A 14,000-nucleotide genomic window follows, 5' to 3' on the forward strand; every position below is an offset into this window, starting at 1 on the left:
AGCAGCCGCTTTAACCAATACTACATTTTTGGGGTTAATTTTTGCCTGGTTAATAAATTTTTGACCGCGTTAACCCCTTTTTTAACCCATCTTTTAATACTTCCCCCTCTATACTTGCTCGTCGGTTAATCTGATGCTGCCGTTGACCAGCGGTTGCATTACCGGCAATAACCAGTTTAAAACCAATAAACCTATGAGTGAAAATTTTACTAATTATGGTGGATGCCATCGCATTCACTATGGTGTGAAGATCAGGCGGACGGTGCAGTATTGTATGATGCCGCTGCTGTTTGTATTGATGTGGAGCACATCTTTCGCACAAACCAAAACCATTGCCGGTACGGTATCAGACAACGCCGGTGTATTGCCCGGTGTAACCGTAAAAGTAAAAGAGGCCGGTACAGCCACCGTTACTGATGTAAACGGTAAGTATTCCATCGCCGTAAATTCGGGTCAAACGCTCCAGTTCTCTTTCCTCGGGTATGCAACACAGGATGTTGTTATCGGCAGCCAGCCATCTGTAAGTATCACTTTAACGCAGGCGTCTTCAACGCTTAATGAGGTGGTGGTAGTTGGTTACGGCACGCAAAAGAAGGTTACCGTAACCGGTTCTGTTGCTACGGTAAACAGCAGCGAGATTGTGACCACCAAAAACGAGAACGTCCTCAACTCGCTTACCGGTAAAGTTGCCGGTTTGCGTGTAACCCAAAACTCGGCCGAGCCCGGCTCGTTCGATAATTCATTTAGCATTCGTGGTTTCGGCGATCCTTTGGTGATCATCGACGGCGTTCCGCGTGACAATATCACCCGGCTTGATCCAAACGATATCGAAAGCGTATCGGTACTGAAGGACGCGGCAGCGGCCATATACGGTGTTCGCGCGGCAAACGGTGTGGTTTTAGTAACCACCAAAAAAGGAAAGAAAGGCTCGCTGGAGCTAAACTACTCGGGCACTTATGGTTTCCAGGTACCATCCGGCTTACCAAAACCAGTAGGCGCGATAGATTACATGACCCTGGTGAACGAGCAGTTATTGCATAACGTAAATGGCGGCCAGGTAAAGTATTCACCTGCAGATTTTGACGCATACGCCAGCGGCAGCCGTACCACTACCGATTGGTATACCCCGGTTATAAAAAATAGCGTACCGCAATCGCAGCATAACTTAAATGCCATGGGCGGGAACGAAAGCACAAATTACTTCATCAGTGCGGGTATTACCCAGCAGGATGGTTTCCTGCGCAGCGGCGACCTTAACTACAAACGTTATAACCTGAGGTCGAACCTAACTACTCATATCAGCAAAAACCTTACGGTAGACTTGAACATTAACGGTACTATGGACCAGAAAAACCAGCCCTACCAGGATGCCTGGTGGATCATCCGTTCGTTTTGGAGGCAGGTGCCAACACAATCTATCTACGCCAATAACAACCCGGATTACCTGAACGTGGGGCAGGTTGACGGCTCTAACCCCGTGGCGTTGGCAGATGCTAATGTGAACGGCTACCGCGTTTACAACAACAAGTGGTTCCAATCGCAGATCTCTGCAACGTATAGCGTGCCCTTTGTTCCGGGCTTAAGCGCTAAAGGATTGTTCAGCTATGATTATTATAACTCCAGTAACCGCATCTATCAAAAATCGTACAACCAATACAATTACGATACAAACTCTGATAGCTATTCGGCTGTGCCAAATCAAACCCCGGCAACTTTCCGTCGCGAGTTTTTTGAACGCCCGGGTACTTTAACCCAGCTTTCTTTAAACTACGACCGTACTTTTGGCAACCACAGCTTTACCGGCTTATTGCTGTACGAAGAAAATAACCGCCAGCAGGATAATTTTTACGCGCAGCGCGAGCTCTCCCTCGCGGTTGACCAGCTTTTCTCAGGAAGCAGCGAAAACCAGGTGGGCTCATCAAATTCCGGTGATATTTATAACTATACCAATAAATCGATAGTAGGGCGTATCAACTACAACTACAAATCAAAATATCTTGCCGAGGTCAGTTTCCGTAACGATGGTTCTTCCAGGTTCTCTCCGCTTAAACGCTGGGGCTTTTTCCCGGCGGGTTCATTAGGCTGGAGGATCTCGCAGGAAGATTTCTGGAAAAAATGGTCTGCGCTATCGTTCATTAACGATCTCAAGTTCCGCGTTTCCTACGGAAAAGTGGGTGACGACTCTGCTTTGGCTTACCAGTTCCTTACCGGTTATCGTTTCCCTGCCGATGGCTCGAATAACCAGTTGCCTCCGGGCTCCGTTTTCGACGGAACGTTTGTTAACGGCACCCAAAATTTAGGTATTGCAAACCCCAACCTTACCTGGTTCAATGCCGAAACGTATAATATCGGCGTTGACCTGGAAGCATGGAACGGCTTGTTGGGTGCAACCTTTAACGCTTTCCGCCGCGACCGGAACGGCTTACTGGGTACGCAGATCCTAAACTTGCCAAGTGTTGTCGGCGCCGATCTTCCGCAGGAAAACTTAAACAGCGACCGCACTCAGGGTTTCGAAATAGAGCTAAGCCACCGCAACCACGTTGGCGCATTCAATTACTTTTTAAAGGGAAACCTGGCCTATGCACGTACCATGAGGCGTACCGTTGTGCAGGCAGCTTTTGGCAACTCGCAGCTTAACTGGCATAACAACCAAAATAACCGTTGGGATAATATCTACTGGGGACTTGGTGCCGATGGGCGCTATACCAATTACCAGGATATCCTAAACAGCGGGCAATTTGTATCGCGCAACGCGGTAGTAGGCGATTATGTTTACGAAGACTGGAACGGCGACGGGCAGATCAACGGAGACGATGTACACCCTATTGCTTATAACAGCGCGCCGTTAACCACCTTCGGTTTAACGCTTGGCGGCTCGTATAAAGGTTTCGATTTTAACACCGTATGGCAAGGTGCTACAGGTGTTACCGTATCGTATTTCGAGCAATTAAATACTCCGCTGTGGGGCGGAGGCAGCGCGCTTACCATGTTCCTGGACAGGTATCATCCGACCGATCCCAATGCTGATCCATACAACCCAAACACGGTTTGGATCCCAGGCAACTACGCGCTTACCGGTACAACAGCCGATGTGAACTCGATGTTCAATATCCAGAATGCCAGGTATCTGAGGTTGAAATCTGCTGAGTTGGGTTATAGCCTTGCACCGGGTTTCGCTAAAAAGATAGGTATAAAAGGCGCCAGGATCTTTGTTAACGGATACAACCTGCTAACCTTTACCGGGGTAAAATACCTCGATCCGGAGCACCCATCCAGCACATACGGGTACCTGTACCCCCTCAACAAGACATATTCACTGGGCGTAAATGTTAAGTTATAAGATCATCAACATGAAAAAGAATATATACATCATCATATGCTTTTTGGTTTGCTGGACAACAGCATGTAAAAAGCTCGACGTACCTCCTATCAACATTATACAGGATAAGGACGTTTTTACAAGTACCGGCGGGATACAGGCCTACATGGCGCGCATCTACAGCGAGCTACCGATAGAAGATTTCAGGTATTCACCGCAGCGCGGACTAAACTTCTTTTGGATCATCAGCCCCTTTCCTGCTGTTACCGGCGAGGCACTAAGCCGCGACCAAAACGGCGCTATGCAGGAAAACGTAGGCGAATCGCCATGGAGCGATTGCTACAAGCTGATAAGGGATGCCAATTACTTTATCGAGAATATGCCAAAGTACGCAAGTACCTACACACCTGCGCAGGTTAACTCTTGGTTGGGAGAAGCTCGTTTCATCCGTGCGCTTACCTACTTCGCATTGGTAAAACGCTATGGAGGTGTGCCGATAGTTGATAAAGTATTGGAATATCCAACTGCCAATATTGACGACCTGAACATGGCCCGTGCATCCGAAGAGGCTGTTTACGATTTTGTTGCCGCCGACCTCGATTTTGCATACGCTAATTTATCAGAATCTAACCAAGCAGGTCGCGCCAACAGATATGCTGCCGCGGCATTTAAATCGAGGGCTATGCTGTATGCGGGTGCTATAGCCAAATACAACACCACTACACTATCTGATGGTGCCGGCAACCGGGTATGCGGTATTCCTTCGGGCAAAGCGGTAACCTATTTTAAAGCTGCTTACGATGCCGCCCTGCTGGTTGCTCCTAAATACAGCCTTTATAAAAAAGTATGGGCCGCCGGCGATAAGGAAGCACAGTTTCAAAACTATGTTAACATGTTTTATGATGAAAGCAGCAATGAGAACATTTTTGTGAAGCAGTACCATTACCCCGAATCTGTTCACGGTTATGATGCTTATAACGTTCCGCGCCAGTTAATGGGTGGCAATGGTTATTCATCTGCGGTAAACCCAACTTTGAATTATGTAGAACTGTTTGACGGCCTTCCCAAAAATGCTGACGGAACACTCAGGACAACAACGTCCGGCAAGTACGAACTGTATACCAATACTATGGATCTTTTTGCCAATGCTGAGCCAAGGCTAAGGGCAACAGTTATCCTACCCGGTGATAAGTTTAAAGGCCAGAATATAGAGATACGCAGAGGTATTTACACCGGCAGTTCGGCAGGTGGTATCAATCCACTTTTAGCGCCGGGTTCTACATCAAATTATCCAACGGCAAACATTGTGCAATCGTCCAATGCTAACCAAAGCCCATATATGCTGCCCGATGGTACAACCATGAACCCTGCAGGTTTAAGCGGTGTTTTCACCGGTGATGGTACCTGCGCTATATCGGGCTTTTCTATCCGTAAGTATCTGGTTCCGGATAAACCGACTTCGGAGGTTCTGGAGAACCGCTCTGACCAAACCTGGATAGAGATGCGCTACGCCGAGGTATTGCTTAACCGCGCCGAAGCCGCTTATGAGCTAAACGCTTTAGGGCAAAACGATAAGGATTATCTGCAGGATGCGTACCAGGATATTAACCAGGTACGCGAAAGAGCAGGTGCTACTTTGCTTGCAGGCCCCGGGGATTTGTCAAACGTGAGCGTGGTTCGTAAGGAGAGAAGGAAAGAACTTGGATTTGAGAACAAGATCTGGTGGGATATGAGGAGATGGAGAACTGCCGATATCGAGCAGAACTCAACCATTTACCGGGTGCTGATGCCATTTTATTCTGCAAACGACAAAAAGTACTTTTTTGATGCGCGTACAGACGAGCGTAACGTGCGCTACACCTTTGATGTGCGCTGGTACTACGAAGAGATCCCGAACGGCGAGATCCAGAAAAGTCAGAAGTTAATTCAAAACCCCGGTTATTAATAAGCTAACAACATGAAAAAGATATTATATACAATAGCCGTATGTGCGATAGCTCTTGGGGCATCCTCATGCAAGAAACTGGATAATTACGAAGAACCGCAGGAAACCCTCACAGGCAGCGTAATCGACGCCGGCACAGGCAAAACCCTGCAAACTGAGAACGGTGGCGGCGGAACGCGCATTAAACTGCTGGAGATCAGCTGGAGTGATAACCCAACGCCTTTCTATATCGCATCTATGCAGGATGGTACTTTTAACTACACCAAACTATTTGCAGGCAAAAATAAAATTAGCGCCGAAGGTGCTTTTGTACCACTGATGCAAACTAATGGCAGCGGTGCTACCACGGTTGATAAAAGCCAAACCGTTGATATTAAAGGCACCACTACCGTTAATTTTTCGGTTGACCCTTTACTGCGGGTTGAATGGGTTGGCGAGCCGGTTTTAAATGCAGACGGTACCGTTTCGGCCAGCTTTAAGATCACCCGAGGAACCAGCGACCCTGGGTTTCAGAATGATATTACCGATGTGCATTTGTTTTTGAACTCCAATAAGTTTGTGGGCAATAACAATTACGACAACCGGTATTCGCCGCAGATGGATTTTAGCGGTTCATCGGCTAATGCCCAGCTGGGCCAAACCATTACCCTTACAACAAAGGGCGGTCCGCTTCCCACCAAACGCGATTATTTTGTCCGCATAGGTGCCCGTACCAATTATGGTTTGAAGTATTACAACTACACAGATGTGAAAACGATTAGTGTTCCTTAGATAAAACTGTTCATCCTGCTCCGGGGCGGTGGTCCAAACGCTCCGGGCAGGTTTTTAAATACTACCTATGAAAAACTTTTTACTCAGCTGCGCATTAGTGGCACTCACGGGTGGGGTGTATGCCCAGCCAGGAAAGCCTGTTGCATTAAAACAGAAAACTGCGTTCCAAACCAGCAGTCCCTGGATCCCCGAGATAGATGTGCGGTCTGATATTGCCATTGTTTACGGCGTGAACGACCGGCCCGGGATGACCTTTGAACAACGCCTGCAATCCTGGCGCGACCACGGCTATCAAACCCAGTTTATGACCGGCATAGCCTGGGGTGACTACAAAGACTACTTTTTAGGCAAATGGGATGGCGTCAACCACCTCGGCGTTGGGCAGGTTACTCAAAAGGGTGATACCATATTCCATGGGAAGGATATGCCTTACGTAGTGCCGGTTAAATCTTTTATCGAATACATGAAAACCGCCGTTATTAAGCGGGTAATAGATGCGGGGATAACCGACATCTTTTTAGAAGAACCCGAATTTTGGGCGAGAGCCGGTTACAGCCAACCCTTTAAAGAAGAATGGCAAAAGTATTACGGTTTCCCCTGGAAACCGCAGCACGAATCGGCAGAGAATACTTACCTCTCCAGCAAGCTAAAATATCACCTGTATTACGAGGCCATTAAGGAAACATCTAACTACGCCAAAGCATATGGTAAAAGCAAAGGCAAAAGCATCAGGGTATACATCGCCACGCATTCGCTGGTGAATTATTCATCGTGGCAAATTGTTAGTCCCGAGGCCAGTTTGGCATCGCTGCCCGGCATCGACGGCTACATAGCACAGGTATGGACCGGTACCTCCCGCGAGCCCACGTTTTTCGACGGGCAAAAAAAAGAACGTGTGTTTGAGAACGCATTCCTGGAATATGGCTCCATGGTATCCATGACAGCGCCGACGGGCCGCAAAATGTATTTCCTTACCGACCCTATTGAGGACTGGCCGCGCGATTGGGCGGATTATAAAAAGAACTACCAGGCTACTTTTACAGCCAAGCTGCTTTACCCTACGGTTTCAGATTATGAAGTAATGCCCTGGCCCGAAAGGATCTACACGCATCCTTATAAGGTGGCTAACAGTAACGAAAAAGTGCTGATCCCGCAGTATTATTCCACGCAGATGCAGATCATGGTGAATGCTTTGAACAGTATGCCGGCATCTGAAAATAAGGTAACAGGCGTTAATGGCATCGGCGTGTTGATGAGTAATTCGCTCATGTTCCAGCGCTTTCCAACGCATAATGGTTTCGAGGATCCGCAATTCTCCAACTTTTACGGGCAAACCCTGCCACTGCTTAAGCGCGGCGTACCGGTGCAAACGGTACACATGGAAAACCTCACTTACACCGCCACTTTAAAAAACATCAAGGTGTTGATCGTGAGTTATACTAACATGAAGCCGGTTTCGGCAGAGATCCATATCGCGCTGGCTAAATGGGTAAAAGAAGGTGGTGTACTCATCTATTGCGGCCGAGACGACGACCCGTACCAATCGGTAATGGAATGGTGGGATACCAAAAGCAACAAATTTACCGCTCCGTCTCAGCACCTTTTCCAGCTGATGAAGATCAACGGTGCTTCCGGGCAGGAGAAGTTCAATTTCGGTAAAGGCTCGGTTTACATCATCAGGCAAAATCCAAAAGAATTTGTACTACGAGCCAATGCCGATCCGAATTTTGTAAAGGTGGTGAAACAGGGTTACGAGAACGACGCCAAGGCAGGCAAGCTTGAATTTAAAAACAGCCTCTACCTGGAGCGAGGCCCTTATGTTGTTGTTTCGGTGATGGACGAGAATGCCGATGCGAAACCCTATACCATCAAAGGCCCGGTGATCGACCTGTTCGATCCGCAGCTGCCGGTGCTTGCTCAAAAGATTATCAACCCCGGCGAGCAATCATTGTTGTATAACACGAACAGGATAGTCGATAAAACAAAACCGCAGGTATTGGCCGCGGCTTCAAGGGCGTATGACGAAAAAGTGCTTGGCAAAAGCTATTCGTTCGTGGTAAAAAGCCCAATCAAAACATTGAATAGCATGCGGGTATTGCTGCCGGCGCAACCCAAGGCCACAAAAGTGACCAATAGCCAGGGCCAGCAGCTTACAGATGTAAAAACATCTTGGGACGAGTCGTCCAACACGGTATACCTCGGCTTCGCCAATGATCCTGCGGGGGTAAAAGTTGAATTGAGTTGGTAAGATATTTTTAGTTGGTTTAAAGAGCGGCCATCACTGCCCTGCACGGAGCTTTTCGTGCAGGTGTAGTATGGCTGTATAACGGCCACTACCCGCTTATAATATGTACATAAAAAAAACACTATTAGCCGTACTGGCATTTTTGCCGGCCTTTGCATTTGCACAGGTTAACATCACAAACCTCGCCGACTTGGTGAACCCTTTAATGGGCTCCGATTCGAAACCCTCTCTATCCAACGGGAATACCTATCCTGCTATAGCATTGCCCTGGGGGATGAACACCTGGACGCCACAAACCGGGAAAATGGGCAGCGGCTGGCAATACACTTATAACGCAGATAAGATCCTCGGCTTTAAGCAAACGCACCAGCCATCGCCCTGGATGAATGATTATGGGCAGTTTTCTATCTTCCCGGAAACGGGCAAAATAAAACTCGAAGATACGGAGCGCGCCAGTTGGTTTTCGCATAAAGCAGAGGTATCAAAACCCTATTACTACAGTGTTTACCTGGCCGATTACGATATCACCACCGAAATTACCCCAACAGAGCGGGCCGCCATCTTTAGGTTTACCTTCCCCAAAAGTGATAGCTCACATATTGTGATAGACGCCTTTGATAAAGGCTCGTACGTAAAGATCATCCCGGGCGAGAACAAGATAGTGGGTTACAGTACCCGTAACAGCGGCGCTGTACCGGCCAATTTTAAGAACTACTTTGTTATTTATACCGATAAGCCATTTACCGCATCGGCCTGGCATGGTAAGGATGTGGATGAAGGCAAGCTGGAATATACCGGCGACCATGCTGGTGCCGTTATCAGCTTTAAAACCACCAAAGGCGAGGCGGTGCACCTGCGGGTAGCATCATCTTTCATCAGCTTAGAACAAGCCGAACTGAATTTAAAACGAGAGGTTGGCAATGATGACTTCGGCGCCACCAAACAAAAGGCAAAAACCGTTTGGAACAATACGCTAAGCAAACTGAAGGTTGAAGGCGGTTCGGTAGATCAAACCCGCACATTCTATTCCTGCCTGTACCGGGCGCTCTTCTTCCCAAACCGGATGTATGAATTCGATAGTAAGAATCAAATGATACATTACAGCCCGTACACCGGCAAGGTGTTGCCGGGTTATATGTTTGCGGGCACCGGTTTTTGGGACACCTTCCGGGCCTTGTATCCTTTTCTCAATCTTGTTTACCCGTCTATGAGTAAAGAGATGCAAGAGGGCCTGCTGAACGATTACAAAGAAGGCGGATGGCTGCCCGAATGGAGCAGCCCCGGTTATGCCGATGTAATGGTGGGTAACAATTCTGCGTCTGTAGTCGCCGAGGGCTACTTAAAAGGTGGCCGTGGCTATGATATCCAAACACTTTACCAGGCCCTGATGCATGGTGCAAACAACACCGGCCCAAATGCTACCGGCCGCCGTGGTGTTGAGTTTTACAACAACCTTGGCTATGTGCCCTATGATGTAGAAATAAACGAGAATGCTGCCCATACGCTGGAATATGCTTACGACGATTTTGCCATTTATAAGCTTGGCAAAGCGCTCAATCGCCCGGCAGCCGAAACGGAAGTATACCGCAAACGCGCCATGAACTATAAAAATCTGTTCGACCCTTCAAGCGGGCTGATGCGGGGTAAAAATAAGGATGGCAAATTTCAAAGTCCGTTTAATCCTTTTAAATGGGGCGATGCCTTTACCGAAGGCAACAGCTGGCATTACACCTGGAGTGTTTTCCACGATGTGCAAGGTTTGATCAACCTGATGGGCGGCAACCAGAAATTTGTCACCAAGCTCGATTCGGTGTTCATCCTTCCTCCGGTGTTTGATGACAGTTATTATAACCAGGTAATTCACGAGATAAGGGAAATGCAGATAGCCGGGATGGGGCAGTACGCGCATGGTAACCAGCCTATACAGCACATGGTATACCTGTACAACTACGCGGGCCAGCCGTGGAAAACCCAGCAGCATGTGCGCGATGTGATGGATAAAATGTACAAGCCAACCCCCGATGGGTATTGCGGCGACGAGGACAACGGCCAAACATCGGCCTGGTACATATTTTCTGCTATGGGCTTTTACCCGGTAACGCCCGCCAGCGACCAGTACGTACTGGGTACCCCGCTGTTTAAGAAATTGACGTTGACCCTCGAGAACGGCAAAACAATAACCATAAATGCCGCCAATAACAGCGCCACAAACCGCTATGTGAATAGTCTTACTGTAAACGGTAAGCCATACGGTTTTAACTGGCTCAGCCATTCGGCGCTGCTAAAAGGGGCTACACTCAACTTCGGTATGTCGGCGCAGCCCAATAAACAAAAGGGGACGCAGCCTGCAGATGCGCCTTATTCACTAACAAACGACAAATAAACTTACATCTACCTATGAAAAAAGTATTTTATGTAATGGCCATGAGTATGCTCATAACGGCTGTGAGCTGCAGTAAGGGCACCGAGGGGACAAAGCCGGTTGATACCAAACCGGTAGAAACCACCCCCACCTCTTTTACTGCCGCGGATGCCACAACGGCCTACACCGCCTTTAACCGGTATTTTTACAATACAAGCGCTAAGCTTTATTACAGTACCACCCGCCGCGATGGATTGGCCGCCATTTGGACGCAGGCCATTTATTGGGACATGGCCATGAATGTGTACGAGCGAACTAAAGACCCTGCACAGTTGACCATGATAAACGATATGTATCAAGGCGGCTTTAACCAGTACGACGGCTACAATTGGGATAATACCACCACCTGGTTTATTTATGACGATATGATGTGGTGGGTAATGGCCCTGGCCCGCGCCAATCAGCTTACCGGTAACGATGTTTACCTGCAAAAAGCAATAGCAGGATTTAACCGCGTTTGGAATGGCTCTTACGACCCTGCAAACGGCGGCATGTTTTGGGATTTTAAGCATAGCGGTAAAAATGCCTGCATTAATTACCCAACGGTGATAGCGGCCATGCGCCTGTACAAAATCACAGGTGATGCAAGCTACCTTGATAAAGCGAAGTTGATCTATAGCTGGTCCAAAGCAAATTTAATGGACGCCGTAACGGGCCGTATTGCCGATCATAAAATTGGCAACAACGCGCCGGGTTATGAGGATTACACCTACAACCAGGGCACTGCTATAGGCGCGGCAGTAGCACTTTATAAAGAAACAAAAGAAGTTGGCTATCTGGATGATGCTAAACTGGTAGCCGGTTACACCCAAACCAAAATGGGCAGCAATGGGCTTTTACCGGCCGAAGGTGATTTTAACGAACAGGGCGTATTGAAAGCCATATTTGCCCAGTACATGGTGCAGCTGATAACCGATGGCGGCCAAAGCCAGTACCTGGATTGGGTACGCACCAATATTAACACCGGCTGGAAGAACCGCGATACCGACAGGAACCTAACCTTTAGGAACTACGCCATCCACTGCCCAACCGGCGACATCCAATCTTACGAGGCAAGCAGCATAGTAACGTTTATGCAACTCTGCCCTCCGCAACAGTAAATTTCCATCACAACAATTGAGAAAAGGCGCTCCCGTAAATGGGTAAGCGTCTTTTTTTATACAGGTGAATTTAATGTAGCAATGCCGGTATATTTGCAATAGAATACCGCCCGGTTTATGATCGAAAATAACTACGCCGCATCCCTGAACGAAATTCGATCGGATATCGAATCGTTGCGAGGCAATTCGCTTCTTTACCAGCAAAAGAATTTTAGCGCCCGTGTGGAAGCGCTGGATTTTATCGATTTTCATATTATCGGGCATATCGACGCGTTGATGCCTCAAATAAGCCAGCCGGATGAATTGCCCTTACTAAGGCAAGACGCGGATAAGATAAAGACGGAGCTCGAGCACATCGATAATCAGCTTTTTGAAGAACTCCGGGCGGCTATTCAATCAGATGCTTATAAAAAAAAGGGCTTTAGAAGCCTTGTTGAGGACTTCACGGACCTTAATTTGCTACCGAATGGAGAGGAAGAAATTGGCTACGATAACCTGGATGTTTTTATGAATGGTTTGTTGCCCGATCGCGCTTTACCCGTGCCAGTACAAACGCTGGAGGCGGAAATGGTTTATTATCAGAAAACGCCGGCAAGGCTTGTTTTTGAAATGGTAGAGCAGATCCGGTTTAGCGGAGAGGATGTGTTTTTTGATATTGGTTCGGGGTTGGGTCAGGTAGCCATGCTGGTAAATCTGCTTGCCGGAGTCAAAGCTATCGGCATCGAGTTTGAGCCTGCTTTTTGCAGTTACGCGAGTGAAGTTGCCGCCGCGCTTAATTTGCCCGATGTGGATTTTGTGAATACCGATGCCCGTGAAGCCGATTATACAAATGGTACGGTGTTTTTTATGTACACGCCTTTTAAGGGAAACATGCTGCTGAATGTTTTAGATCGCTTAAAACAGGAATCCACATTAAGGAATATTACGGTGATCACTTATGGCCCCTGTACGCCCGAAGTAACATTGCAAGGCTGGCTGATTCCTACGGGATCGATAGACGGGAGTATCTACAAAGTAGCCGTTTTTACCAGTCGGGAACCGGATAGCGAAACGATGGATGCAAGGCCGGGAACGGTAGTTTGATAAAGCATTTGTTTACTGCCCGCGTTTGTACAGGAATGCCGATATTTGCGGCATTGTTATAAATTAAATTATGCCATCAGCCGAAAAACAAAAACCCGCCGAAAAAGAAAGTTTGCATCCGCGCAATTTACACCGGGCAGGTTATGATTTTGATAAGCTGATCAAAGCATCGCCCACGCTGCGCCCGTTTGTTAAACTCAATCAGTATGAGATCGAATCAATTGATTTTGCCGACGCGGAAGCGGTAAAGGAACTGAACAGGGCTTTGCTTAAGTTTTTCTACGGCATAAATTACTGGGATATTCCCGCAGGGTATCTTTGCCCGCCGATACCCGGCCGTGCAGATTACATCCATTATATTGCCGATCTGCTGGCCGAAGGAAACAGTGGTGCCATCCCTACCGGGAAAAGCATCAAAGTTTTAGATGTTGGCGTTGGCGCTAACTGCGTATATCCGCTAATAGGTAACAGCGTTTACGGCTGGCAATTTACCGGTACTGATACTGATGCCGAGGCTATTCGCTGGGCGAATAAGATCGCATCTGCAAGCCCGGAGCTAAATAATGCCATTAAAATTCGCCCGCAAAGCAACAAGGCAAATATATTTAAAGGCGCAATTACGCAGGGCGAAATATTTGATATTACCATTTGCAATCCGCCGTTTCATGCCTCGTTGAAAGACGCGCAAGCCGGCACGCTGAAGAAACTGCAGAACCTGAATAATGGCAAACCGCAACAGCCGCAGCTAAACTTCGGTGGGAAAAATACCGAGCTATGGTACCCTGGCGGCGAGGTTGCGTTTATCCGAAATATGGTTGACCAAAGCGCGCTTTTTGCCGATAAGGTAATGTGGTTCTCTACCCTCGTATCCAAAAAAGACACTCTTGCCTCCGTTTACCGTGCCTTAAGTAAAGTAAAGGCTGTAGAGGTAAAAACCATTAACATGGCCCAGGGACAAAAGGTAAGCCGCATAGTTGCCTGGACATTCCTGAGCGAAGCCGCGCAGCGCACCTGGCGCAATACGTATTGGAAAGAGACCGCATCGAAGATTTAGCATTGCGCCGGAGGCAATACTCATAAAACATTCTTATTTTTAGCGATACCAATTAACTAGA

General features: G+C 47.8%; 8 protein-coding genes. All 8 read left to right on the forward strand.

Going from position 1 to position 14,000, the window contains the following annotated elements:
• Positions 1–193: 193 nt before the first annotated feature.
• On the forward strand, positions 194–3,340 hold the full coding sequence (locus EPL05_RS11350) for a SusC/RagA family TonB-linked outer membrane protein (RefSeq protein ID WP_166727683.1): 3,147 nt from the start codon (positions 194–196) through the stop codon (positions 3,338–3,340).
• 10 nt (positions 3,341–3,350) lie between these two features.
• Positions 3,351–5,264 carry a RagB/SusD family nutrient uptake outer membrane protein gene (locus EPL05_RS11355; protein ID WP_128534078.1) on the forward strand — a complete coding sequence of 638 codons (1,914 nt, stop codon included), beginning with the start codon at positions 3,351–3,353 and terminating at the stop codon, positions 5,262–5,264.
• A gap of 12 nt (positions 5,265–5,276) precedes the next feature.
• Positions 5,277–6,035 carry a DUF3823 domain-containing protein gene (locus EPL05_RS11360; protein ID WP_128534079.1) on the forward strand — a complete coding sequence of 253 codons (759 nt, stop codon included), beginning with the start codon at positions 5,277–5,279 and terminating at the stop codon, positions 6,033–6,035.
• Between the two features lie 67 nt (positions 6,036–6,102).
• Positions 6,103–8,283, forward strand: a complete 2,181-nt coding sequence (locus tag EPL05_RS11365) for a hypothetical protein (RefSeq protein WP_128534080.1) — start codon at positions 6,103–6,105, stop codon at positions 8,281–8,283.
• Positions 8,284–8,383: 100 nt separating this feature from the next.
• The gene (locus EPL05_RS11370; protein ID WP_128534081.1) at positions 8,384–10,663 is read left to right on the forward strand and encodes a GH92 family glycosyl hydrolase; all 2,280 of its coding nucleotides are present in this window, start codon (positions 8,384–8,386) and stop codon (positions 10,661–10,663) included.
• Positions 10,664–10,677: 14 nt separating this feature from the next.
• Entirely contained in the window at positions 10,678–11,802 is a 1,125-nt protein-coding gene (locus EPL05_RS11375; protein ID WP_128534082.1) for a glycoside hydrolase family 76 protein, read from the forward strand.
• Positions 11,803–11,919: 117 nt separating this feature from the next.
• On the forward strand, positions 11,920–12,885 hold the full coding sequence (locus tag EPL05_RS11380; protein ID WP_128534083.1) for a class I SAM-dependent methyltransferase: 966 nt from the start codon (positions 11,920–11,922) through the stop codon (positions 12,883–12,885).
• Positions 12,886–12,955: 70 nt separating this feature from the next.
• Entirely contained in the window at positions 12,956–13,939 is a 984-nt protein-coding gene (gene rlmF, locus EPL05_RS11385) for a 23S rRNA (adenine(1618)-N(6))-methyltransferase RlmF (RefSeq protein WP_128534084.1), read from the forward strand.
• The last annotated feature ends 61 nt before the right edge of the window (positions 13,940–14,000 follow it).

This window comes from Mucilaginibacter gilvus (assembly GCF_004054195.1).
In the GTDB taxonomy this organism is placed as follows: domain Bacteria; phylum Bacteroidota; class Bacteroidia; order Sphingobacteriales; family Sphingobacteriaceae; genus Mucilaginibacter; species Mucilaginibacter gilvus.